Below are 24334 nucleotides of genomic sequence, written 5' to 3'. Positions count from 1 at the left end.
CTTTTGATCTTCAAAATCACAATCAAAAGATCGCAGCCTGCGGCAGCTCCTACAGGGGAAGCCTGTGTTGCTTTTAGTGCTGCAGAATCTTCTCGAGGAAATGCTGCGCGCGTTCGGAGCGGGCGTTGATGTCGCCGAAGAACTCCTCTTTCGGGCAGTCTTCGATGATCTTGCCGGCGTCCATGAAGATCACCCGATCAGCCACTTTGCGAGCGAAGCCCATTTCGTGGGTCACGCACATCATGGTCATCCCTTCGTGGGCCAGTTGCACCATCACGTCGAGCACTTCGTTGACCATTTCCGGGTCGAGCGCGGAGGTCGGTTCGTCGAACAGCATGACGATCGGGTCCATCGCCAGCGCACGGGCAATCGCCACACGCTGTTGCTGACCGCCGGACAATTGGCCCGGGTGCTTGTGGGCGTGGGCCGACAAGCCGACGCGCTCAAGCAGTTGCAGACCTTTTTTGGTCGCCTCTTCCTTGCTGCGGCCCAACACCTTGATCTGCGCGATGGTCAGGTTTTCGGTGATGGTCAGGTGTGGGAACAGTTCGAAATGCTGGAACACCATGCCCACGCGCGAACGCAGTTTCGGCAGGTTGGTCTTCGGGTCGGCAATCGAAGTGCCGTCCACGACGACGTCGCCTTTCTGGAACGGCTCCAGCGCGTTGACGCATTTGATCAGGGTCGATTTGCCGGAACCCGACGGGCCGCAGACCACAATCACTTCGCCTTTTTTGACCTCGGTGCTGCAATCAGTCAGCACCTGGAAGTCCCCATACCACTTGTTGATGTTTTTGATAGAGATCATACGGCGAACCTTTTTTGCAGACGCTTGACCAGCAGCGAGGCGGCAAAGCTGATGATGAAGTACACGACACCGGCGAAAATCAGGAACTCATTGGAACGACCAATGATGTCGCCGCTGGCGCGGGAGGCGTTGAGGAAGTCCACCAGGCCCACGGTGTAAACCAGCGAGGTGTCCTGGAACAAAATGATGCTCTGCTGCAGCAGCAGCGGGGTCATCTTGCGAAAAGCTTGCGGCAGAATGATCAGACGCATCATCTGCCCGTAGCTCATGCCCAGCGCTTGCGCTGCGCCCATCTGGCCTTTGGGAATCGACTGCACACCGGCACGGACGATTTCGCAGAAGTACGCGGCTTCGAACATCATGAACGCCACGATGCACGAGGTGAACGCACCAATCGGGGTGTCTTCGCCGGTGATCCAGCGCAGCACGAACGGCACCGCCAGGTAGAACCAGGTGATCACCAGCAGCAGCGGAATCGAACGGAAATAGTTGACGTACGCACCGGCAACGTTCGACAGCAGTTTGTTATGCGACAGACGGCACAGCGCAAGAATGGTGCCGAGAATGATCCCGCCGACCACGCCCATGGCCATCAGCTTGAGGGTCATCACCATGCCGTTCCACAAACCGGGAATGGCCGGGACGATGCCACTGAAATCGAATTCCATTATTTACCCCCCACGGAGATCAGGCCGGGCACGGCCACTTTCTTCTCGACCACGCGCATCAACAGCATGAGGCTCATGTTCAGGGTGAAATAGATCAGGGTCGCCAAGGTGAACGCTTCGAACAGGTTGGCCGAGAACTCAGCGGTCTGTTTGGTCTGTGCGAGCAGCTCCATCAAACCGATCAGCGAGGCCACGGAGGAGTTCTTGAACACGTTCAAAAATTCCGAGGTAAGCGGCGGAATGATGATCCGGTAGGCTTGGGGCAGCAGCACGTTCCAGTAGATCTGCGGCAGCTTGAAACCCATGGCGCGGGCGGCAGATTCCTGGCCGCGAGGCAGCGCCTGAATACCGGTGCGCACTTGTTCGCAAACACGCGCGGCGGTGAACAGGCCCAGGCACACGACAACACTCAGGTAGGCCGAGGTGGTCGGGTTGAGGTCCTGCTTGTACCACTCCTGCAGATCCGCCGGCAGCAGGTCGGGCACCAGGAAGTACCAGATGAACAGCTGAACCAGCAGCGGCACGTTACGGAAGAGTTCGACGTAGCAGGTCGCGATGCCCGACACGATGCGGTTCGGCACGGTGCGCATGACACCCAGTATCGAGCCCAGCAGCAGGGCGATGATCCAGGCCACGATGGCGATGGCGATGGTCCAGCCCAATCCGGAAATGAACCAGTCGAGATAAGTCTCGCTGCCCACGCCGGTGGACTTGAAGAACACGCCCCAGTCCCAGTTGTAATTCATTAGGGTCTCCCCTCGATTCGATCGATGTACAAGTGCCCGCTTGGGGAACTCCGTTCCCTCCCTGATCGTGAAGATCAGGCACACGCGATCGGCTCGATAGCCACCGGTTCGAGTGTTTCCAAAAAATGCCAGCAGGGAGTGACAAACTCCTGAAAGGGCCGCGCCCTTTCAGGAGATAAGGTTAGTCAGAAATCAGGATTTCTTGTCGTCAGCCGCTTTGTCGGTCGGATTGGCGATCAAGGCCTTGAGCTCATCGCTCATCGGGAAGTTCAGATTCAGGCCTTTTGGCGGGATCGGCGCCATGAACCACTTCTCGTAGATCTTGTTGATCGCGCCCGATGCGTAGGTCGCCTTGATAGCGTCATCCACAGCCTTTTTGAACGGCTCGTCACCTTTGCGCATCATGCAGCCGTAGATTTCGTACGACTGTGGCGTGCCGGTCACGGCCCAGTCGGTGGCTTTCTTGGCCTTGGCGGCTTCGCCGGCCAGCAGGGCGTCGTCCATCATGAACGCGACGGCACGACCCGATTCCAGCATCTGGAAGGATTCGCCATGGTCTTTGGCGGAGATGACGTTCATGCCCATCTGCTTGTCGGCGTTCATCGCCTTGAGGATGCGCTCGGACGTGGTGCCGGCGGTGGTCACGACGTTCTTGCCTTTCAGATCGTCGAAATCCTTGTACTTCGAGTCGACCTTGGACAGCAGACGGGTACCGATTTCGAAGATGCCGACGGAGAAGTCAACTTGCTGCTGACGCTCGACGTTGTTGGTGGTGGAGCCGCACTCGACGTCCACGGTGCCGTTTTGCACCAGCGGGATACGCGTTTGCGAAGTCACCAGGTTGTATTTGACTTGCAGGTTTGGCAGGTCGAGGTCTTTCTTGATCGCTTCGACGATGGCCAGCTGGATGTCGTGGGAGTAGCCGACCGGCTTGCCGGAAGCATCCGCGATGTAGGAAAACGGGATGGAGGCGTCGCGGTGGCCCAGGGTGATCACACCGGACTCTTTGATCTTCTTCAGGGTGCCGGTGAGTTCGGCGGCGAAAACTGGCGTGCTGATCAGAGCGGCAGCAATGGCTGCGCCCAGGATATGGGGAACGATGCGCATCAAATTTTCCTCGACATTGTTTTTTTTATGGAGCCAGTTTGTCGGCCCTTTTGTGCTTCGAATGCCTGACGGCTCCTGAAGTGTTGGCGCAACAGGCATTCGTCGAGAGAGTGTAGAGCATGAGTCGTGCCAGACCACCAGCCTGTCATTAACTATATGATTTATAACGTTATTAAAGTTTTGTGATGGTTTTTTAAGATCAAACTGATCCGGTTAACCGAATCGACCGTCAGGTCGCGTTCGGAAAACCGAATGGGGAGAGGGCCGGGAGGGGGCTGGTTCTGGCTGTCCAACAAAAAAGCCCCTGAATCTCACGATTCAGGGGCTTTCGTTCAAGCACTGCTCAGATCAGGCCGCTTCAATCTTGCGATTCTGCTCGACCTTGCCCAGATATGCCGCCAGTTTCTCCTGCTCTGCCGGCGTGGTGAACAACCCCAGCTTGCTGCGGCGCCACAGAATGTCGTGCGCCGTGGTCGCCCATTCTTCGCTGCACAGGTAATCGACTTCACGGGTGTAAAGCCCGCCACCGATGTGTTCACCCATATCGGCGAGGGTCTCGACACCTTCGAGCATGCGCCAGGTGCGGCTGCCGTAGGTGGTGGACCAGCGGCGAGCGATTTCAGTCGGCACGAAGTCGAACTTGTCGCGGATCAGCGCGCTCAGCGCCTGCGGCGTGGACATGTCTTCGCCGCCGGGCAGGGTGGCGGTGGCCGTCCAGCTCGGGCGCATCTGGGTGAAGAACGGCATCAGTTGCGCCATCGCCGATTCGGCGAGTTTGCGATAGGTAGTCAGCTTGCCGCCGAACACCGACAGCAACGGCGCTTCTTCGGTGCTGCCAGACAGTGCCAGGGTGTAATCGCGAGTCACGGCCGACGGATTGTCGGATTCGTCGTTGCACAGCGGGCGTACGCCGGAATAGCTGTGCTGGATGTCGTCGCGGCTGATCTGCTTCTTGAAGTGGGCGTTGACTACTTTCAGCAAGTAATCGGTTTCGCCCTCGGTGATCGCGACTTTGGCCGGATCGCCGGTGTACTCACGGTCGGTAGTACCGATCAGGGTGAAGTGGTTCAGGTATGGAATGGTGAAGACGATGCGCTGGTCTTCGTTTTGCAGAATGTGCGCGTTTTCACCTTCGTACAGTTTCGGCACGATGATGTGGCTGCCCTGAATCAGACGGATGCCATACGGCGATTCCATCTTCAGGTCATCACGAATGAACTTGGCCACCCACGGACCGGCGGCGTTCACCAGCGCTTTGGCGGTAATCGAAAACAGGCTGCCGTCGGCGCGTTCCAGGTTCAGGTGCCACAGGCCCTTGGCGCGGCGGGCGCTGACGCAACGGGTCTGGGTGTGGACGTGGGCGCCTTTTTCACGGGCGGCCATGGCGTTCAAGACCACGAGGCGGGCGTCATCGACCCAGCAGTCGGAGTATTCGAAGCCGTTCTTGATTTCGCTTTTCAACGCGCTGTCGGCGCCGAACTTCAGGCTTTTCGAACCTGGGAGTTTTTCGCGTTTGCCGAGGTTGTCATAAAGGAACAGACCGGCACGGATCATCCACGCCGGACGCAGGTGCGGACGGTGCGGCAACACAAAGCGCATCGGCTTGACGATGTGCGGCGCCTTGGTCAGCAGCACTTCGCGCTCGGCCAGTGCTTCGCGCACCAGACGGAATTCGTAATGTTCGAGGTAGCGCAGGCCACCGTGGATCAGCTTGCTGCTGGCCGACGAGGTGTGGCTGGCCAGGTCGTCCTTTTCGCAAAGGAACACCGAGAGACCGCGACCGGCGGCATCCGCTGCGATCCCCACCCCATTGATCCCGCCGCCGATGACGGCGAGGTCGTAGATCTCGGAGGTAGGGGGCGTACGCAAGGTAGATGTGGACATCGGCTGGCCTCGGGCTCTTTTGATTTTCTGTATTGGAAATCGAACATTAATGTTCATTTGCGAAAATGGTAGCCCATAAACACGCGCACAGCCAGTCGACTTCGATTGAAAAAACTCATCGAAGGGCAGGTAAAGGAAAATTTTCGAACATTAAAAGCAAAAGATCGCAGCCTTCGGCAGCTTCTACATTGAAATGTGCTTTCCGTAGGAGCTGCCGCAGGCTGCGATCTTTTGATCTTGGAGGGGTTAAACGACTTCTAAACGAATCTTGTGCTGACTCAACAACTGCGCCAACGCCGGCACCGGCTGCTGATCAGTGACCAGACAATCAATCAGGCTGATCGGCCCAAGGCGAATCATCGCGTTACGTCCGAACTTGCTCGAGTCCGCCGCCAGAATCACCTGACGCGCATTGGCAATGATCGCCTGGGAGACCCGCACTTCCTGATAATCGAAGTCGAGCAGGCTGCCGTCCTCGTCGATACCACTGATGCCAACCAAGGCGAAATCAACCTTGAACTGGTTGATGAAATCCACACTCGCCTGACCCACAACACCGCCATCGCGGCGCACGTTGCCGCCGGTCAGCAGCACATCGAAATCATCCTTGGCACTGAGCATCGATGCCACGTGCAAGTTGTTGGTGATGATCTTCAGATGGTTGTGATTGAGCAGGGCGCGGGCAATCGATTCGGTGGTGGTGCCGATGTTGATGAACAGCGAGGCGTGATCGGGGATCTGCGCGGCGATGGCTTCGCCGATGCGTTGCTTTTCATCGCGCATCTGATCGGCGCGCATCGCATAGGCAGTGTTTTCGACGCTGGAATCATAGGCCGCACCGCCATGGTAGCGACGCAGCAGATTGGCTTCCGCGAGCTGATTGATGTCGCGGCGGATGGTTTGCGGGGTAACAACGAACAGCGTGGCCATTTCCTCGATGCTCACATAGCCGCGTTCGCGGACCAGCTCGAGGATTTGCTGCTGACGGGGAGGCAGATTCATGGGGCTTCCTTTGGGCTGCCGTGCAAAATTTGCCCATGATGCCGCAGGAATCCGCTCCCGACCAGTTTCCAGCCTTAGTCAGTCCTCAGACTGGCTTATTCAGCGTCTTCACGCGCCCAGTCACGGGTGCGGCTGACGGCTTTTTTCCAGCCTTTATACAGCTTCTCTTTCTCGACTTCGTCCAGGCTCGGTTCGAACTCGCGCTCGATCACCGCTTTGCCGCGCAGTTCTTCCAGGCTGCCCCAGAAACCGCACGCCAGGCCGGCCAGGTAAGCCGCGCCCAGTGCAGTGGTTTCACGCATTTGCGGGCGCTCGACCTGAGTGCCGAGGATGTCGGCCTGGAACTGCATGAGGAAGTTGTTCGCCACTGCTCCGCCGTCCACGCGCAGAGCCTTCAGGCGTTCGCCGGAGTCCTGTTGCATGGCGTCGAGGACGTCGCGGGTCTGATAGGCGATCGATTCCAGCGCGGCGCGGATGATGTGATCCACGCGCACGCCGCGAGTCAGGCCGAACAGCGCGCCACGGGCATACGGGTCCCAGTACGGAGCGCCCAGACCCGTGAAGGCCGGCACCAGGTACACGCCGTTGCTGTCCTTGACCTTGCTGGCGAAGTATTCAGTGTCGTGGGCGTCGTTGATGATTTTCAACTCATCGCGCAGCCACTGGACGGTCGAACCGCCGTTGAACACTGCACCTTCCAGCGCATAAGCGACTTCGCCGCGCGGGCCGCAAGCGATGGTGGTGAGCATGCCGTGCTTGGATTTCACCGCTTTGTCGCCGGTGTTCATCAGCAGGAAGCAACCAGTGCCGTAGGTGTTTTTTGCCTGGCCCGGCTCGACGCACATCTGGCCGAACAGTGCCGCTTGCTGGTCACCAGCGATACCGCCGATGGCGATGCCGCTCTTGGTGCGACCGTAAATTTCCGAAGACGCTTTCACTTCCGGGAGCATCTCGCGCGGAATGTCGAGGATCTCCAGCATCTTCGAATCCCACTCAAGCGAGTGGATGTTGAAGAGCATGGTGCGCGAGGCGTTGGTGTAGTCGGTGACGTGGACTTTGCCGCCGGTGAATTTCCAGATCAGCCAGCTATCGATGGTGCCGAACAGCAGTTCGCCGTTGCGCGCACGCTCGCGGCTGCCTTCGACGTTGTCGAGGATCCACTTCAGTTTGGTGCCGGAGAAGTACGGGTCGGTGACCAGGCCCGTGGTGTCACGGATATAGTCTTCGTGGCCGTCACGCTTGAGCTGTTGGCAGATCTCGGTGCTGCGGCGGCACTGCCAGACGATCGCGTTATAGACCGGGCGACCGGTGGTCTTGTCCCAGACCACGGTGGTTTCACGCTGGTTGGTGATGCCGATGGCGGCCACTTGATCGTGATGCAGGCCGGCCTGGGCCAGTGCTTCAACCATCACCGCGCTCTGGGTGGCAAAGATTTCCATCGGGTCGTGTTCAACCCAACCGGCTTGCGGGTAATGCTGGGCGAATTCGCGCTGCGCGGTGCAGACCACGTTCGCGTCGCGGTCGAAAATGATCGCGCGGGAGCTGGTCGTACCCTGATCGAGGGCAATGATGTAGTTCTTATTCTGAATGTCGGTCATGTCGATTGCCTTGGACGAAATAAGGGAGAGTGGGCCGGGGCGCAGGCTCTATAGGGCAGGAGCCTGCGCCGACTGTTTCAAGAAGTTCTTGGTTTGCCTTCAATGGCCGGTTCTGCATCCTTTGTAGCAGGTGTGGCGCCGGTCAGGTGACGGGCGATGAGCCCGCGATACCCGGCAGCGCCGAGGCAGGCACCGACAATCGGTGCAAAAATCGGAATCAGGAAGTACGGGATTTCACGGGCGCCGGTGAAGGAAATTTCACCCCAGCCAGCGAAGAAAGTCATCAGTTTTGGACCGAAGTCACGTGCCGGGTTCATCGCAAAACCGGTCAGCGGACCCATCGAGCTGCCGATCACCGCGATCAACAGGCCGATCAGCAGCGGCGCCATCGGGCCTTTTGGCAGACCGTTGTTGTCATCGGTCAGGGCCATGATCACGCCCATCAGGATGGCAGTGATGATCATCTCGACCAGGAATGCCTGAGCGGTAGACAGCACAGGGTTCGGGAAAGTGGAGAACACCGACGCCAACTCAAGGCTGGCAGCCGAGCCACGAACCATTTGGTGAGTTTGTTCGTAATCGAAGAAAAGATTGCTGTACAGCGTGTAGACCAGCAGCGCACCACAGAAGGCGCCGGCAATCTGCGAGACGATATAGAACGGCAGTTTGCGCTTTTCGAAGTCAGCAAAGATTGTTAGCGCGATGCTCACAGCAGGATTGAGGTGCGCACCGGAAACCCCGGCGGTGAGGTAGATCGCCATGCTCACGCCGACGCCCCAGATGATGCTGATTTCCCACAGGCCGAAGCTGGCGCCCGCGACTTTGAGCGCGGCGACACAACCGGTACCGAAAAAGATCAGGAGTGCAGTCCCCAGAAACTCGGCCATGCATTGGCCCGAGAGCGATGGTTGCTGTAAAGCAGTTGTCATTGAAAACCTCGATTTTTGTTGTTGTCTGGCGCATTGCCAACAGGGCAATGCGCGATTTTCCCCGGGGCAGGATCCCCATCCTGTTCCCGGTTTACTGCTGGGTGCTGCGATGTCGACAATTCTTACATTATTCAGATTCGAAAAAATATAGACAAGAAACAAACCTGTCAAAGGTCGAAAGTGAACCGTCGGTCACAATTAAACTATTCGTTGTGTGAATGATCGTTCGTGAACGATGTGCTCAAAAGTCTGCAAGCCACGGGAAACGTGGCTTGGAATAGAGCCTTTTGTGGTGCGATGGCCTAAAATCCGCCACAGGTTTTTTCTGCCACTGCCGAGCCTGGAGCTGCCATGACCCCTGCGTTGGACTTGTTGAAAAAAGTTCGTGCCGAACATCGCGTGCACAGTTACGAACATGATCCGAAGGCCGCGTCCTATGGGCTGGAGGCCGCAGAAAAACTGGCGCTTGAGCCTGCTCAGGTGTTCAAGACGCTGCTGGCGGCGAGTGAAAAAGGTGAATTGTTAGTGGCTGTCGTGCCGGTCGTCGGAACGCTCGACCTCAAAGGTCTGGCGCATGCCGCCGGCGTGAAGAAAGTCGAGATGGCTGATCCGGCAGCCGCGCAGCGTTCCACCGGTTACCTGTTGGGAGGCATTAGCCCGTTGGGTCAGAAGAAGCGCCTGCGCACTTTTATCGATAATTCAGCCCAGGGTTTTGCGACTATTTATGTCAGCGCCGGTCGGCGCGGGCTAGAGGTTGAGCTGGCGCCAATGGTGTTGGCCGAACATACCCAGGCGAAATTCGCCGAGATTGGTCGAGCCTGAGATCGGCCTGCGCTGTATGAAGAAAATTGGCCGGTTCTGTCACTGGCGCTGATCCGACCCGCGCTGCATGCTCTGCCGACGAACTTAGGGAGAAGGTTATGCAGCTCGAGTTTTATCAGGTCGACGCATTCAGTGATCGGCCGTTCAGTGGCAATCCGGCGATGGTCTATCGACTCGACGCATGGCTGGCGGATGAGTTGATGCAGAAGATCGCCGCCGAGCACAACCTGGCGGAAACCGCATTTCTGGTGCGTGAAGGTCAGGCCTGGCACATCCGCTGGTTCACCCCGACTACAGAAGTGCCGTTGTGTGGGCACGCGACGCTGGCCAGTGCCTATGTCCTGTTTGAAATCTATAAGGAAACTGCCGAACGTCTGGACTTCGTTTGCAAGTCCGGACCGCTGAGTGTCAGTCGCGAAGGTGGCCGCTTGTGGTTGGACTTCCCGTCGATTGTGCCGTCGGAAATCGGTGTGACGCTGGATGTCGAGCGGGCGCTGGGCGTCGAAGCAGTGAATGTGCTCGGGTCAAATGAGTTGTTTGTAGTGCTGGAATCGGAGCAGGCCGTGCTCGATTGCAAGCCGGATATGGTCGCACTGGCCAAACTGCCATGGCTGGGCGCTATCGTCACAGCTCGCGGCAATCATCATGATTTTGTCTCGCGCTACTTCGCGCCGGCCATCGGCATCAATGAAGATCCAGTGACCGGTTCGACTCATTGCAGTTTGATTCCGTATTGGTCGAAGCGTCTGGGTAAATCCAGTCTGACCGCGTGCCAACGTTCGGCGCGGGGCGGGGAGTTGTTCTGTCGTCTGGAGGGTGAGCGGGTGAAGATCGGTGGCAATGCGACGCTCGTTGCGAGCGGTAAGTTGTTGCTCGCTTAAAAGCTAAAAGATCGCAGCCTTCGGCAGCTCCTACAGGGATCAATGTAGGAGCTGCCGAAGGCTGCGATCTTTTGATCTTAATAAGCGGTGCTGAATCGGCGCACGCCGTTTTCCACTGCTGGTATTTGCGCTGCTGTGCTGCCACTCGCCTGGAACAACACCAGATGTTCAGCGGCAACACGAATTCCGACCTCTGCGCCAACCTGATGATCAGCATGACTCGGGAAGATCGACTCCAGCTGCGCACCCGTCGGCAATTGCAGGCGATAAAGCGTCGAGGCGCCGAGGAATGTCTTGCCAATAATCCGTGCCTTCAGCGGACTGTCCGGCGCATAAACGATGTCGTCAGGACGCAACAGCACATCCACCGCACCACCAATCGGCCATGTATAAGCACGATTACCGCGCAGTTCACCCAGTTCGGTCTGCACCGATTCCGGAGTGTTCAGTTGGCCTCGAATGAAGTAACCCTGACCGATGAAACTGGCCACAAACGGCGTCGCCGGTTCGTGATAGAGGTTGTAGGGCGTGTCCCACTGTTCCAGTCGACCTTCCTTGAAGACGCCAACGTGATCACTCACGGCGAAGGCTTCTTCCTGGTCGTGGGTCACCAGAATCGCACTGGTGCCACGCGCCTTGAGGATGTCGCGCACTTCGTGGCTGAGCTTGCGGCGCAACTCGCCGTCGAGGTTGGAGAACGGCTCGTCGAGCAGCAGCAGTTGCGGTTCCGGTGCCAAGGCGCGGGCGAGGGCAACGCGCTGTTGCTGGCCGCCGGACAGCTCGTGCGGGAAACGCTTGCCAAGGTTCTTCAGGTTGACCAGTTCCAGCAGCTCTTCGGTCACGTGATCCTTGTGCGGGTGCTTGCGGATGCCGAAGGCGATGTTGTCCGCGACGCTCAGGTGCGGGAACAGCGCGTAGTCCTGGAACACCATGCCGATCCGGCGTTTCTCCGGCGCGAGGGTGAAACCGGCGCTGGAAATGGTCTCGCCACCCAACGTGATTTCACCTTCGTGCACCGGTTCGAAACCGGCAATGGCACGCAGAGTGGTGGTCTTGCCGCAACCGGACGAGCCGAGCAGGCAGCCGATGTCACCGGCATTGAGGTGCAGATTGAGGTTCTGCACCACGCGTTGGTCTTGATAGCCGCAAGCGAGGTTGCGCAGGTTCAGCAGTAATTCATGGCTCATGCGTGGTGATATGCCGGTTCGACGAGGAACTCGAGCAGGGCCTTCTGTGCGTGGAGACGGTTTTCTGCCTGATCCCAAGCGACGGAGCGCGGGTCATCAAGCAGGTCGAGGCTGATTTCTTCGCCACGGTGCGCGGGCAGGCAGTGCATGAACAGCACGTCCTCGGCAGCGAAATCGAGCAGGGCGCGGTTGACCTGGAACGGTGCGAACAGCTTGAGGCGCTTGGCCGTTTCCTCTTCCTGGCCCATAGAGGTCCAGACGTCGGTGCTGACCAGATGCGCGCCGCGCACGGCGTCCTGCGGATCGCGAACAATGGTCACGCGATCGCCGGCCTTGGCGACGAATTCAGGGTTCGGCTCGTAGCCTTCGGGGCAGGCTATACGCAACTGGAAGTCGAACTGGATCGCCGCTTCTATATAGCTGTTGCACATGTTGTTGCCGTCGCCGATCCAGGCCACGGTTTTGCCCTGAATCGAGCCGCGGTGCTCAAGAAAAGTTTGCATGTCGGCCAGCAACTGGCACGGGTGCAGGTCGTCGGACAGGCCATTGATCACCGGCACGCGCGAGTTGGCGGCGAATTCGGTCAGGGTGCTGTGGGCAAAGGTACGGATCATCACCGCGTCGAGCATGCTCGACATGACGATGGCGCAGTCGCCGATCGGCTCGCCACGGCCCAGTTGGGTGTCGCGCGGCGAAAGGAAGATCGCCTGGCCGCCGAGCTGGATCATGCCGGCCTCGAAGGAGATCCGGGTACGGGTCGAGGATTTCTCGAAGATCATCCCCAGCACGCGGTTTTTCAGAGGCTCGAACAGTACGCCGCGGTTACGCAGGTCCTTGAGCTCAACGCCTCGACGGATCACGCTGACCAGCTCTTCGGGCGTGCAATCCATCAGGGAGAGAAAGTGCCTTGCGCTCATCATTGACTACCTTTTTGCTACAAACCGCAGATGCTCAAAGCCTTGTTTATCGGAACAACGGGCGAGACCTGCGGCGTAAGCCGCACGGGGCGACGAAATAGGGGGAGGCGCGATATTGACACTAAATGTCGCGTTTTTCCAATAGGCTACGGTTTTTGCGGGATTCGGAGGGCGGACTGAATAGAGTCGTCACGCATTTGAAACCGGGTTCAGGACAGCAGCGAGCCTCTTTGTACACTGGCCTCGCAGGGCTTGGCAATCCGGTTTGGCGGGGATAGCGCCGCTTTGGTCGGTTTACGACCATGGCGCCATGCCACCGCTTGGTCGGATGCTCAGTCTGAAACATTTGCTAAAGCAAAGTGCTGGGTTATAAATACGTTTCGAGCGACGCAGGAAGCCTCCGCATGGAATCGAAAGAAAAACTGTTAATGGAATTGCTGGGCCATACGGCTCGCTCTCTGACCCATCTCACCGCATCGGTCACTTCGATGTCCTTCGAACTGCTGCGCAGCGAAGACGACGTGGTCAAAGCTGCCAGCCGGCAGATGATCGACCGCATGGCGACCATCAGCGCCGGGCTAGACGAACACTGGCGCCTGATCGGCGAACTCACCGGCGTACACGTCGCCCACGAGCAGATCGAAACCATTCAGGAAATCCAGTTGCAGGCGCCGCCGCAACTGCCGTCCAACTGATCGCGACGGGCTATCGGCTCGCCTGATAGCCGTCGATTCACAAGACGAACGTCGCTGGCGCCCCACCGACGTAGGGGCCATAGTTTTGTTCCCGCAGGCGTCATTACCTGCCCCAGAACAAAACAGAGACTGGCCATGACCAAGACTCTCCATCACCGTGCCTGCCACCTGTGTGAAGCCATTTGCGGCCTGACCATCGAGACCACCGAAACTGATGACGCTGTCGCGATCACCTCGATCAAGGGCGATGCTCTCGACACCTTCAGCCGTGGCCACATCTGCCCCAAGGCCGTGGCCCTGCAAGACATTCAGAATGATCCTGATCGCCTGCGCCAGCCGATGCGCCGGGTCGGCAGTGAATGGCTGCCGATCGAGTGGGACGAAGCGTTCGCGCTGGTGGCCGAGCGGCTGGCGGCGATTCAGGAACGGCATGGGCAAAACGCGGTGGCGGTCTATCAGGGCAACCCGAGTGTGCATAACTATGGGCTGATGACTCACAGCAACTATTTCCTCGGTCTGCTGAAGACGCGCAATCGTTATTCCGCGACGTCGGTCGATCAATTGCCGCATCACCTCAGCAGCTACTTGATGTACGGCCATGGCTTGCTGCTGCCGATCCCGGACATCGATCACACCGACTTCATGCTGATCCTCGGTGGTAATCCGTTGGCGTCCAACGGCAGCATCATGACTGTGCCTGACGTGGAGAAACGCCTGAAAGCGATTCAGGCGCGCGGCGGCAAAGTGGTGGTGGTCGACCCACGGCGCAGCGAGACAGCAGCGATCGCCGATCAGCATCTGTTCGTGCGCCCGGGCGGCGATGCGGCGCTGCTGTTTGGCATGCTCAACACGTTGTTTGATGAAGGCCTGACCCGCGACAGTCATTTGCCAGTCGAGGGGCTGGACGAAGTCCGCGCCGCCGTGGCGACGTTCACCGCCGAAGCCATGAGTCCGTTGTGCGCCGTTCCCGCCGAACAGATTCGCCAACTGGCCCGCGACTTTGCTGCCGCACCAAGCGCGGTGTGCTACGGGCGGATGGGCGTATCGACTCAGGCGTTCGGCACCTTGTGTCACTGGGTGGTGCAGTTGATCAACCTGGTGACCGGTAACCTGGATCGCGTCGGCGGTGCGCTGTGCACCGAGCCTGCTGTTGATCTGGTGGCGTCGACCTCGGGCGGGCATTTCAACAAATGGCAAAGCCGTGTTTCCGGGCGCCCCGAGTACGGCGGCGAACTGCCGGTGTCGGCACTGGCTGAAGAGATGCTCACCGAAGGCGAGGGGCAGATCCGCGCGCTGATCACCGTTGCAGGCAACCCGGTGTTGTCGACGCCCAACGGCCGACAATTGGAGCAAGCGCTGGACGGTCTGGAGTTCATGGTCAGCATCGACCTGTACATCAACGAAACCACCCGTTATGCCGACCTGATCCTGCCGTCCACTTCTGCGCTGGAGAACGATCACTACGACACCACGTTCAACCTGTTCGCCGTGCGCAACGTTAGTCGTTTCAACCGCGCGATCCTCGCCAAGCCTGAGGGCGCGCTGCATGACTGGGAGATCTTTGTCGGGTTGGCCAAGGCCTTTGCCGAGAAAACCGGCAAGGAGCTCAAACCAACGATGCCGCCGGCGAAGATGATCGACATGGGGCTGCGCATGGGCCTCTATGGCGATGCATCCGAGCATAAGCTGTCGCTGGCGACGCTGTTCGATCATCCCCATGGCGTTGATCTGGGCGCGTTGAAACCGAATCTGGCGAAGCGTCTGAAAACGCCTGATCAGCGGGTGCAAGCTGCGCCGCCGGAGATCCTCGCGGATCTCGCACGCTTCGCCGCATTGCAGGCGCCGGCCGCCGATGAGCTGTTAATGATTGGCCGCCGCCATGTGCGCAGTAACAATTCGTGGATGCACAATTACCATCGTCTGGTGAAGGGCAAGCCGCGTCATCAGTTGCTGATGCATCCGGATGATCTCGCCAGCCGTGGGCTCAATGATGGTCAGTTGGTGCGCGTCAGTTCGCGGGTCGGGCAGATCGAGGTGGAAGTGCTCGGCAGTCTGGACATGATGAGGGGCGTGGTCAGCCTGCCGCACGGTTGGGGCCATGCGCGCCCTGGTGTGCAGATGGCGATTGCCAGCGGTCAGCCGGGTTCGAGTGCCAACGACCTGACGGATGAATGCCAGCTCGACGAGTTGTCCGGTAATGCCGCGCTCAATGGCGTGCCGGTGACAGTGGCGGCGGCTTGAACATGTCTGTCGGGGAGACCGAGCATGGCGCTCGGGATTCCGTTACAATGCGCCACCGTGCCGACCCATGAGTCGGAAAGTTCAGCCGAGGTGCTCCATGGATATCATCGAAACGATTAAAGAGCAGATTGCCAACAACACCATTCTGCTTTACATGAAAGGCTCGCCGAATGCCCCACAGTGTGGCTTCTCTGCGAAAGCTGCGCAGGCTGTGATGGCGTGTGGCGAAAAGTTTGCGTACGTGGACATCCTGCAGAACCCGGAAATCCGCGCCAACCTGCCAAAGTACGCCAACTGGCCGACTTTCCCGCAACTGTGGGTGGGTGGTGAGCTGGTCGGCGGCAGCGACATCATGACCGAGATGTCTGCAGACGGTTCGCTGCAAACCACCATCAAGGCTGCTGTCGAAGCGGCTGCTGCGAACAAGTCCGAAGCCTGATTGGCTTCTGTGGGTTTCAGCAAATGCTGAAACCCGGGCAATAAAAAGCCCCGCGCCTCGAAAGAGGGCGGGGCTTTTTAGTGTCGCAAGTTTAGCGGGCGCTAACTTACTCTTCGCCCATCTGCGATTGCAGATAGTTCTCAAGACCGACTTTGTCGATCAGGCCCAGTTGGGTTTCCAGCCAGTCGATATGTTCTTCTTCGGATTCGAGAATGTCTTCGAGCAGTTCACGGCTACCGAAGTCGCCAACGGTCTCGCAATGCGCGATGGCGGCTTTAAGGTCGGCGTGGCCGGTCTTTTCGATACGCAGGTCGCACTCCAGCATTTCTTTGGTGTGCTCACCGATGTGCAGCTTGCCCAGATCCTGCACGTTCGGCAGGCCTTCGAGGAACAGGATGCGCTTGATCAGCTTGTCCGCGTGCTTCATCTCGTCGATGGATTCTTTGTACTCGTGCTTGCCCAGCTTGTTCAGGCCCCAATCTTCATACATGCGCGCATGCAGGAAGTACTGATTGATCGCGACCAGCTCATTGGCAAGGATCTTGTTGAGATGCTGGATGACTGTAATGTCGCCTTTCATGATGGGAGTCCTGCCCTGTAATAGCTGTATATAAGGCGGAGTTTGAGCTGCACGTTTATAAGTGTCAAACCTAAGTTATTGAATAATAAATGAAAATAAATCTGAATAAGAATGTTTGTGTTCCGCGTCTAGAGCCTAACCGATTGATTTACGGGCATAAAAAAACCGGACATAAGTCCGGTTCTTTGAAATGGGGGTAATTACGCAGCAGTAAATTCTACTGGATAGGGGATCGCAGCCTGGGCGGTTTGCAGCTTCGTCAGGGTTTCGCGAACCACTTCCTTGGCCAGGCAGGCACATTTGCCGCATTGGCTGGCGACGCCGGTGGCTTGGCGCACTTCTTTGTAGCTGCAGCAACCTTCATAGATCGCATCGCGGATTTGACCGTCGGTGACGCCAGTGCAGAGACAAACATACATAAGTGAGAACCGTCGCTGGTTGTGACTCAATTGCGATGGATCTTAATGTTAACGAGAATGATTGTCAAAGTGCTTTCGGAAGGCTTTTGCCAGGATTAGCGAGTGACTGACGAGCGGTAGTGACTGGCCATCTGCCTGGCCCTGTAAATGCAAAGCCGTTATCCGCCTGCTTTAAAAAACCGTTAAGGACAGGCCAAAAACGCAGTGTATGATGGTCGGCCCTTGCGAAGGGGGTTCGTGTCACAGGGCTGTCGCCTCAGGGTGGCAGGCTGGCCCGGACCCTGAACTTCAAGTTTTTACACCAGGAGATATCAATGAGCGTACTCGTAGGCAAACAAGCCCCTGACTTCACCGTCCCGGCCGTACTCGGCAATGGCGAGATCGTTGACAGCTTCACCCTGTCCTCGGCCATCAAAGGCAAATACGGCCTGGTGTTCTTCTACCCACTGGACTTCACCTTCGTCTGCCCGTCCGAGCTGATCGCTCTGGACAACCGCATGGCTGACTTCAAAGCACGCAACGTTGAAGTGATCGCTGTGTCGATCGACTCGCACTTCACCCACAACGCCTGGCGCAACACTCCAGTGAACAATGGCGGCATCGGTCAGGTGAAATACACCATGGCTGCCGACATGAAGCACGAAATCGCCAAGGCCTACGACGTTGAGTCCGAAGGCGGCGTGGCTTTCCGTGGCGCGTTCCTGATCGACGACAAAGGCGTTGTTCGCTCGCAGATCATCAACGACCTGCCGCTGGGCCGTAACATGGAAGAGCTGATCCGTCTGGTCGACGCTCTGCAATTCCACGAAGAGCACGGCGAAGTCTGCCCTGCCAACTGGAAGAAAGGCGACAAAGGCATGAACGCTTCGCCAGAAGGCGTTGCTGCATACCTGACCGAGAACGCTGCTGCCCTGTAAGGGATCAACGTCGAGGTACAAAAAAACCGGCCCACGTGGCCGGTTTTTTCATGCGCGGTTGAAACGGCGACGATCAGTCGTCGAAGTCTTCCCAGCCGCCCATCTGTTTCCAGCGGTTGACGATGCCGCAGAACAGCTCAGCGGTTTTCTCGGTGTCGTAACGCGCCGAGTGCGCCTCGCGACCGTCGAAATCGATGTCCGCTGCCTGACAGGCTTTCGCCAGGACGGTTTGACCGTAAGCCAGACCGGCGAGTGTTGCGGTATCGAAACTGGAGAACGGGTGGAACGGGTTGCGCTTCATGTCCAGTCGCGCGACGGCGGCATTCAGGAAGCCGAGATCGAAGCTGCTGTTGTGGCCGACCAGAATCGCTCGCTTGCAGCCGTTGGCCTTTAGCGCCTTGCGGATGCCACGGAAGATGTCGGTGAGTGCCGTCTCTTCACTGACCGCCATGCGCAATGGGTGATCAAGCTTGATCCCGGTGAACTCCAGCGCGGCTGCTTCAATGTTGGCGCCTTCGAAAGGCTCAACGCGGAAGAAGTAGGTGTGATCCGGATATACAAAACCCTTTTCATCCATGGCGATGGTGGTCGCGGCAATCTCCAGCAGTGCATCGGTGGCCGAGTTGAAGCCACCGGTTTCTACGTCGACGACAACCGGCAGGTACCCGCGAAAACGCGCTGCCATCGGATGACGGGAACCGCCGCCGCCACCTTGACCTTCCAGTTCGTCGTCGAAATGGTCTTCACTCACGCGTGTTCCTCCAGCAGGCGCCAGCGCAGTTTTTCACCGGCGCGCAGCGGGATAACGGTCAGCTCGCCAAATGGCAGGCTGGTTGGGGCGGTCCATTCTTCGCGAACCAGGGTGATGCGATCGGTGTTGGCCGGCAAACCGTAGAAACGCGGACCATTGAGGCTGGCGAACGCTTCGAGCTTGTCCAGGGCATTACGCTGTTCGAACGCTTCGGCATACAACTCGATGGCGGCGTACGCGGTGTAGCAGCCCGCACAGCCGCACGCGGCTTCCTTGGCGTGCTGGGCGTGGGGGGCCGAATCGGTGCCGAGGAAGAACTTCGCGCTACCGCTGGTGGCGGCGTCGAGCAGGGCTTCCTGGTGCGTATTGCGCTTGAGAATCGGCAGGCAATAGAAGTGCGGCCGAATCCCGCCAACCAACATGTGATTGCGGTTGTAGAGCAGGTGATGTGCGGTGATGGTCGCGCCGACGTTGGCCGATGCCTCGTTGACGAACTGCACGGCGTCGCCGGTGGTGATGTGTTCGAACACCACTTTCAGCGTCGGGAAACGCTCGACCACGCGGCGCATGTGCTCATCGATGAAGATCTTTTCGCGGTCGAAGACATCGACATCGCCACGAGTGACTTCACCGTGAATCAGCAGCGGCATGCCGACTTCGGCCATGGTTTCCAGCGCCGGGAAAATCTTGTCGATGCTGGTCACCCCGGAATCGGAGTTGGTCGTGGCGCCAGCCGGATACAACTTGGCGGCGTGTACGAAACCGCTGGCCTTGGCTTCACGAATTTCGTCGGGTTGGGTGCGGTCGGTGAGGTACAGCACCATCAACGGCTCGAAACGACTGCCGGCCGGGCGGGCAGCGAGAATCCGCTGGCGATAGCCGTCGGCTTCAGCGGCGTTGCGCACCGGAGGTACCAGGTTGGGCATGATGATGGCGCGACCAAAAGTGCGCGCAACATCGGCAACGGTATTGGTCAACACGGCACCATCGCGAAGATGAATGTGCCAGTCGTCGGGACGCAGCAGGGTCAGGCGGTCGGACATGAGGGGATTCCAGGCGGGTCAAACTGAGGCGAATGCTACCGGAAAAGACTCTTGCAGGCACTCGCTATCAAGTTTTGCGGGAAGCTTCCGATATCCCGTAGGTATGCCGTAAACATAGTGTGAATCGGTCTTTGTGTTTCAGAAGCCAATGGAGCCTCCCGTGCGCCAGCGTTATTTAGCCTTGCTCAGTGTGTTTGCCAGCCTTCCTGCGATGGCGCTCACCTACCAGACTCGCCTGGAGAACATTGAGTGGACGGTCGCCGGCGACAAGTTCGAATGCCGCCTGACACAACCGATCACCGACTTCGGCTCGGGTGAATTCGTGCGCAAGGCCGGTGAGCAGGCGATATTCCGTCTGAACGCCTACAACGCCATGTTGGGCGGCGGGTCGGCGACATTGCTCGCGGCCGCAGCACCATGGCAACCGGGCCGTGGTGACATCAATCTGGGCAGCGTCAGGCTCGGTAGCGGCAATGTCCTGTTTAACAGCTCGCAGTCTCAGGCTGGCGGTCTTATCAGTGGCCTGCTGGACGGTCGCAGTCCTGTCGTGCGCCGTGCATCGGGTGATGGCCGAGTGTCGGAAGTGCGTTTGTTGCCGGTCAAGTTCAGCAAGGCGTTTAACGACTACCAGACCTGTGTGGCGAAATTGCTGCCGCAGAATTTCGACCAGATCAAGCAGTCGCAGATCGGTTTCCCCGGGGAAGGCGTAGACCTCGACGCCGCCGCCAAAGCCAAGCTGCAAGTTATGCTCGAATTCATGAAGGCCGATCCTACGGTCAATCACATCGAGCTCGACGGCCATTCCGACAACAGCGGAAATCGCCTGACCAACCGTGAGTTGTCACGCCGCCGGGCGCTGGCGGTGGTCGACTTTTTCAAGGCCAATGGGATTCAGGAATCGCAGATCACGGTGCGTTTCCACGGCGAGCAATATCCTATTGTGCCGAACACTAATGCGGCCAATCGTGCGAAAAACCGTCGGGTCAATGTCAAACTGGCGCGAGTGGCGCCAACCACCGCTCCGGCACCGCAAGCGAGCACTCCGGCCAACACCGCAGCGACTTCCTGACCTGCCAGTCATCGTCGCGCTCTCGACAGATTCTGTCGCTTTGTCGTCTTAAGCTGTCGCGCCTCTGTAAATTATCGCGTTTGGGCGGTAGACTCCTCGGCTTTCCGTAGAACCCCGTGGAGTGATGGCATGGCGGACGTAAACAAGGTCGTTCTGGCGTATTCCGGCGGCCTGGACACTTCGGTGATCCTCAAGTGGCTGCAGGATACTTATAACTGTGAAGTGGTGACCTTCACCGCTGACCTGGGTCAGGGCGAAGAGGTCGAGCCGGCCCGCGCCAAGGCTCAGGCCATGGGCGTCAAAGAAATCTACATCGACGACCTGCGCGAAGAATTCGTGCGTGACTTCGTGTTCCCGATGTTCCGCGCCAACACCGTTTACGAAGGCGAGTACCTGCTGGGTACCTCCATCGCACGTCCGCTGATCGCCAAGCGTCTGATCGAAATCGCCAACGAAACCGGCGCTGACGCCATTTCCCATGGCGCCACCGGCAAGGGCAACGACCAGGTACGTTTCGAGCTGGGCGCCTACGCGCTCAAGCCAGGCGTGAAAGTGATTGCGCCATGGCGTGAGTGGGACCTGCTGTCCCGCGAGAAGCTGATGGACTATGCAGAGAAGCACGCGATCCCGATCGAGCGCCACGGCAAGAAGAAATCCCCGTACTCGATGGACGCCAACCTGCTGCACATCTCCTATGAAGGCGGCGTGCTGGAAGATACCTGGACCGAGCACGAAGAAGACATGTGGCGCTGGACCGTCTCCCCGGAGAACGCGCCTGACAAGCCGCAATACCTGGAACTGACCTACCGCAACGGCGACATCGTTGCACTGGACGGTGTCGAAATGACCCCGGCCACCGTGCTGGCGACGTTGAACAAGATTGGTGGCGAGCACGGCATTGGCCGTCTGGACATCGTCGAGAACCGTTATGTCGGCATGAAGTCCCGTGGCTGCTATGAAACCCCGGGCGGCACCATCATGCTGCGCGCTCACCGCGCCATCGAATCGATCACTCTGGACCGTGAAGTCGCTCACCTCAAAGACGAGCTGATGCCAAAGTACGCCAGCCTGATCTACACCGGCTACTGGTGGAGCCCTGAGCGTCTGATGCTGCAACAGATGATTGACGCTTCGCAGGTCAACGTGAATGGCGTTGTTCGTTTGAAGCTGTACAAAGGCAATGTGATCGTCACCGGCCGCAAGTCCGACGATTCGCTGTTCGACGCCAACATCGCGACCTTCGAAGAAGACGGCGGTGCATACAACCAGGCCGACGCGGCGGGCTTCATCAAGCTCAACGCCCTGCGCATGCGTATTGCTGCCAACAAGGGCCGCAAGCTGTTCTGATTTTTACAGACTGACGCGCCAATGAAAGGGCGGCCTTGTCTTCGAGACAAGGCCGCCCTTTTTTTAAATTCTTTGTCTGGCTCTTATCGAGCGTTTTTCCGCTGCATCTGCTTCTCGGCAATGCTTCTTTCTTCAGGCCCGCGCCAACAGCGTTACCGCTTGTGAGCACAGGTTGTAAACCACGCAGAGTGTGGTGCCTGAGCCTTTCTTCGCGTGCTTGATGTGCAGCAACACATTTTCCGTCAGCGAAACGTCCGACACGTGATTGGAAAGAAACACGATCACACGGGTGGCTTTTTTGTCGGTGCGTTGGATTTTTTCCACAATCGTGGCGAACTCTCTCGATGCATCAATATCCCGTGCATCGATGATGTGCAGGTTGCTTACGGAAGCGGACAACTGAATATTGTATTGAAGCGTCCGGTGTGACTTCGTAATGATGCCAGGAGGCGGATCGAGCGTATTATGGATTTTTCCCGTGTTGGCGCATTGGGCTGCAGCGGTTTCGCTGGGCACGACACTACTTGATATGCCGAACGTGCAATGTGCGATTGTGTCCTGCATCGGCATGTTTCGTTTGTTGTCGCGATCATTGTGGTCGTTGGCCTTTAGAAAACTCTTGTCTTTGCCAAAGTCAGAGGGTGAGTAAAGTGAGCGGTGGTTGAAGTTCAGGGTAATAAAAAATAGAAGTAACAAATAAAACGGAAAACTGATCAGAAACCAGACGTATATTTCGCGATCTTCATTGTTGAGGAACGGCAGAGAGATAGCAGCTGATGTCTCGGAGATGGCTGCAAATATAGCGATAACTGTCATGGGGTTGGTGATTTTGTTTTTTATTTTAAACATGGGTGTTTTCTCGTTTTTGATTTTTCTCATTGTTAGTCGCTTTATATGTTCTTGATTGTCGTGAGTGGGTAGTTGGTGTTTCTATTTATAGCAAAACTGTTCTCTTAAGTATAAATAGCTTGTTTCAAGTCTTTATGGTTGGGTGGGGAGTATATTGGCGCTGTAAGAAATTGCGGCTATTTCCTGATGTTTCGGATGTGTAATCTCCGTATGACGTGATGCGGATATTCATTCACTTGCCCATGTGACGAATGCAACGAATAGCTGCTCGGACAGGGAGTCTCCAGAGAAGTCGGTTGCACGCGGTTACAAGTTCAAAGCTGAAATATTGCATGGGATTGAAAGGTGGGTTTTGTCAGATGTTTAGAGGGAGACAGATTTTTTGTAGGAATTATCCTCAATGCCCGTAGGGTATGTCTCTCGATGCGAGTGCATCAGAGCCCCGGTATGCCATGGAGCAAGTGACTGGGATATTGTGCGTGCTCTAAAAATTCGAACAGCGAAACTGGACTTGCCCATGAATAAAGTGCTGATCGTGGATGACCACCCCGTCATTCGACTTGCGGTACGTATGCTGATGGAACGTCATGGCTACGAAGTCATTGCAGAAACAGATAACGGTGTGGATGCGTTACAACTTGCTCGCGAACAAATGCCGGATATTGTCATTCTGGATATTGGAATACCGAAACTTGATGGGTTGGAAGTTATTGCGCGCCTTACCTCGGTCGCCATGCCTATTAAAGTGCTGGTGTTGACTTCCCAGGCGCCTGGCCATTTTTCAATGCGTTGCATGCAGTCGGGCGCGGCGGGTTATGTATGTAAACAGCAGGATCTGACCGAATTACTCAGCGCGATCAAGGCCGTGCTCTCCGGCTACAGTTATTTCCCCAATCAGGCGTTGCATACAGTGCGCACCAGTCTGGGTAATGCCAGTGAAGCCGACATGGTGGATCGCCTTTCCGGGCGCGAAATGATGGTGTTGCAACAGTTGGCCCGTGGCAAGACCAACAAGGAAATCGCCGATGGCATGTTTTTGAGTAACAAAACCGTGAGCACCTACAAGACCCGCTTGTTGCTCAAACTCAATGCGCGTTCACTGGTGGACTTGATCGAGTTGGCGCAGCGTAATGGACTGGTCTGAATGTCTCGGTAGCTGACGGGGTCATGGGCCGATCTGATTCAGTTAGTCGCAGAAAGTGAAAAGCCTCCATTTCGGGAGGCTTTCAAGTGTCAGAGATCAAAGTCGTAATCGGCCAATCGCCTTTTTAGTCGGCGCTCTTCAAGCAGATTGTCGATAGTGCGGCGTTTGCTCAGATTGGTTTTGGCGACTTCGACTACCGGTTCCTCAGCGTCAGCGTCCGCGGTGTCAACGTCGTCTTCTACGTCCAGTTGCTCTTTGTCGCTACTCATAAGGTTAACTCCGGCTAAGACT

At 57.5% G+C, this 24334-nt stretch carries 25 protein-coding genes; 9 read left to right on the top strand and 16 right to left on the bottom strand.

Annotated elements, in window-relative coordinates:
* Positions 1-73: 73 nt before the first annotated feature.
* The 8 genes from IAI51_RS09240 to IAI51_RS09205 form a co-directional block, all read right to left on the bottom strand.
* The gene (locus tag IAI51_RS09240; RefSeq protein ID WP_187678185.1) at positions 74-808 is read right to left on the bottom strand and encodes an amino acid ABC transporter ATP-binding protein; all 735 of its coding nucleotides are present in this window, start codon (positions 806-808) and stop codon (positions 74-76) included.
* Positions 805-1476: an amino acid ABC transporter permease gene (locus tag IAI51_RS09235; RefSeq protein ID WP_095190467.1), complete on the bottom strand. Its 672-nt coding sequence runs from the start codon at positions 1474-1476 to the stop codon at positions 805-807. The genes IAI51_RS09240 and IAI51_RS09235 overlap by 4 nt, the downstream gene beginning before the upstream one ends.
* Positions 1476-2222 carry an amino acid ABC transporter permease gene (locus tag IAI51_RS09230; RefSeq protein ID WP_095190466.1) on the bottom strand — a complete coding sequence of 249 codons (747 nt, stop codon included), beginning with the start codon at positions 2220-2222 and terminating at the stop codon, positions 1476-1478. The genes IAI51_RS09235 and IAI51_RS09230 overlap by 1 nt, the downstream gene beginning before the upstream one ends.
* A gap of 192 nt (positions 2223-2414) precedes the next feature.
* Positions 2415-3329: a glutamate/aspartate ABC transporter substrate-binding protein gene (locus tag IAI51_RS09225; protein WP_187678184.1), complete on the bottom strand. Its 915-nt coding sequence runs from the start codon at positions 3327-3329 to the stop codon at positions 2415-2417.
* A 348-nt stretch (positions 3330-3677) separates the two neighbouring features.
* Positions 3678-5213 carry a glycerol-3-phosphate dehydrogenase gene (gene glpD / locus IAI51_RS09220; RefSeq protein ID WP_187678183.1) on the bottom strand — a complete coding sequence of 512 codons (1536 nt, stop codon included), beginning with the start codon at positions 5211-5213 and terminating at the stop codon, positions 3678-3680.
* Between the two features lie 246 nt (positions 5214-5459).
* Complete coding sequence (locus tag IAI51_RS09215) at positions 5460-6215, bottom strand: DeoR/GlpR family transcriptional regulator (protein ID WP_007916700.1); 756 nt, start codon at positions 6213-6215, stop codon at positions 5460-5462.
* A gap of 95 nt (positions 6216-6310) precedes the next feature.
* Positions 6311-7813 carry a glycerol kinase GlpK gene (gene glpK / locus IAI51_RS09210; RefSeq protein WP_187678182.1) on the bottom strand — a complete coding sequence of 501 codons (1503 nt, stop codon included), beginning with the start codon at positions 7811-7813 and terminating at the stop codon, positions 6311-6313.
* Between the two features lie 77 nt (positions 7814-7890).
* The gene (locus IAI51_RS09205) at positions 7891-8742 is read right to left on the bottom strand and encodes an MIP/aquaporin family protein (protein ID WP_187678181.1); all 852 of its coding nucleotides are present in this window, start codon (positions 8740-8742) and stop codon (positions 7891-7893) included.
* A gap of 351 nt (positions 8743-9093) precedes the next feature.
* Here IAI51_RS09205 and ybaK point away from each other — a divergent pair, with 351 nt between their 5' ends.
* A complete protein-coding gene (gene ybaK, locus IAI51_RS09200) occupies positions 9094-9564 on the top strand; it encodes a Cys-tRNA(Pro) deacylase (protein WP_187678180.1) in 471 nt (156 codons plus the stop codon).
* 98 nt (positions 9565-9662) lie between these two features.
* A complete protein-coding gene (locus tag IAI51_RS09195; RefSeq protein ID WP_187678179.1) occupies positions 9663-10445 on the top strand; it encodes a PhzF family phenazine biosynthesis protein in 783 nt (260 codons plus the stop codon).
* Positions 10446-10522: 77 nt separating this feature from the next.
* On the opposite strand, the gene IAI51_RS09190 is transcribed toward IAI51_RS09195, so the two are convergent.
* Complete coding sequence (locus IAI51_RS09190) at positions 10523-11632, bottom strand: ABC transporter ATP-binding protein (protein ID WP_187678178.1); 1110 nt, start codon at positions 11630-11632, stop codon at positions 10523-10525.
* Entirely contained in the window at positions 11629-12549 is a 921-nt protein-coding gene (gene argF, locus IAI51_RS09185) for an ornithine carbamoyltransferase (RefSeq protein ID WP_187678177.1), read from the bottom strand. Before argF ends, IAI51_RS09190 begins: the two co-directional genes overlap by 4 nt.
* A gap of 404 nt (positions 12550-12953) precedes the next feature.
* On the opposite strand from argF, the gene IAI51_RS09180 reads away from it, so the two are divergent.
* The 3 genes from IAI51_RS09180 (at position 12954) to grxD (ending at position 15924) form a co-directional block, all read left to right on the top strand.
* A complete protein-coding gene (locus IAI51_RS09180) occupies positions 12954-13244 on the top strand; it encodes a hypothetical protein (RefSeq protein WP_103305479.1) in 291 nt (96 codons plus the stop codon).
* A 135-nt stretch (positions 13245-13379) separates the two neighbouring features.
* The gene (locus tag IAI51_RS09175) at positions 13380-15485 is read left to right on the top strand and encodes a molybdopterin oxidoreductase family protein (protein WP_187678176.1); all 2106 of its coding nucleotides are present in this window, start codon (positions 13380-13382) and stop codon (positions 15483-15485) included.
* A gap of 97 nt (positions 15486-15582) precedes the next feature.
* On the top strand, positions 15583-15924 hold the full coding sequence (gene grxD / locus IAI51_RS09170; RefSeq protein WP_187678175.1) for a Grx4 family monothiol glutaredoxin: 342 nt from the start codon (positions 15583-15585) through the stop codon (positions 15922-15924).
* 106 nt (positions 15925-16030) lie between these two features.
* Here grxD and bfr read toward each other — a convergent pair whose 3' ends face one another.
* The gene (gene bfr / locus IAI51_RS09165) at positions 16031-16504 is read right to left on the bottom strand and encodes a bacterioferritin (protein ID WP_187678174.1); all 474 of its coding nucleotides are present in this window, start codon (positions 16502-16504) and stop codon (positions 16031-16033) included.
* Between the two features lie 200 nt (positions 16505-16704).
* A complete protein-coding gene (locus IAI51_RS09160) occupies positions 16705-16923 on the bottom strand; it encodes a bacterioferritin-associated ferredoxin (RefSeq protein WP_093430580.1) in 219 nt (72 codons plus the stop codon).
* 314 nt (positions 16924-17237) lie between these two features.
* On the opposite strand from IAI51_RS09160, the gene IAI51_RS09155 reads away from it, so the two are divergent.
* Positions 17238-17840 (top strand): peroxiredoxin, encoded by a 603-nt coding sequence (locus IAI51_RS09155; protein ID WP_187678173.1) that lies wholly within the window; start codon positions 17238-17240, stop codon positions 17838-17840.
* A gap of 73 nt (positions 17841-17913) precedes the next feature.
* On the opposite strand, the gene rnt is transcribed toward IAI51_RS09155, so the two are convergent.
* The gene (rnt, locus tag IAI51_RS09150; protein ID WP_095190452.1) at positions 17914-18591 is read right to left on the bottom strand and encodes a ribonuclease T; all 678 of its coding nucleotides are present in this window, start codon (positions 18589-18591) and stop codon (positions 17914-17916) included.
* Positions 18588-19634: a dihydroorotase gene (gene pyrC / locus IAI51_RS09145; RefSeq protein ID WP_187678172.1), complete on the bottom strand. Its 1047-nt coding sequence runs from the start codon at positions 19632-19634 to the stop codon at positions 18588-18590. The genes rnt and pyrC overlap by 4 nt, the downstream gene beginning before the upstream one ends.
* Before the next feature lie 160 nt (positions 19635-19794).
* On the opposite strand from pyrC, the gene IAI51_RS09140 reads away from it, so the two are divergent.
* Both IAI51_RS09140 and IAI51_RS09135 read left to right on the top strand, forming a co-directional pair.
* The gene (locus tag IAI51_RS09140) at positions 19795-20703 is read left to right on the top strand and encodes a flagellar protein MotY (protein WP_187678171.1); all 909 of its coding nucleotides are present in this window, start codon (positions 19795-19797) and stop codon (positions 20701-20703) included.
* Positions 20704-20832: 129 nt separating this feature from the next.
* Complete coding sequence (locus tag IAI51_RS09135) at positions 20833-22050, top strand: argininosuccinate synthase (RefSeq protein WP_095190449.1); 1218 nt, start codon at positions 20833-20835, stop codon at positions 22048-22050.
* A gap of 132 nt (positions 22051-22182) precedes the next feature.
* Here the strand turns inward: IAI51_RS09135 and IAI51_RS09130 are convergent, their stop codons facing one another.
* Positions 22183-22899, bottom strand: a complete 717-nt coding sequence (locus tag IAI51_RS09130; RefSeq protein ID WP_187678189.1) for a hypothetical protein — start codon at positions 22897-22899, stop codon at positions 22183-22185.
* Between the two features lie 517 nt (positions 22900-23416).
* Between IAI51_RS09130 and IAI51_RS09125 the strand changes: the two genes are divergently transcribed.
* Complete coding sequence (locus tag IAI51_RS09125) at positions 23417-24043, top strand: response regulator transcription factor (protein WP_042560733.1); 627 nt, start codon at positions 23417-23419, stop codon at positions 24041-24043.
* Positions 24044-24132: 89 nt separating this feature from the next.
* Here IAI51_RS09125 and IAI51_RS09120 read toward each other — a convergent pair whose 3' ends face one another.
* On the bottom strand, positions 24133-24312 hold the full coding sequence (locus tag IAI51_RS09120) for a PA3496 family putative envelope integrity protein (RefSeq protein WP_187678170.1): 180 nt from the start codon (positions 24310-24312) through the stop codon (positions 24133-24135).
* Positions 24313-24334: the final 22 nt, after the last annotated feature.

It is taken from the genome of Pseudomonas sp. N40(2020), assembly GCF_014472415.1.
In the GTDB taxonomy this organism is placed as follows: Bacteria; Pseudomonadota; Gammaproteobacteria; order Pseudomonadales; family Pseudomonadaceae; genus Aquipseudomonas.
The sequence above is the reverse complement of the archived record's forward strand: the minus strand, read 5'-3'. Positions and strand labels throughout refer to the sequence as shown.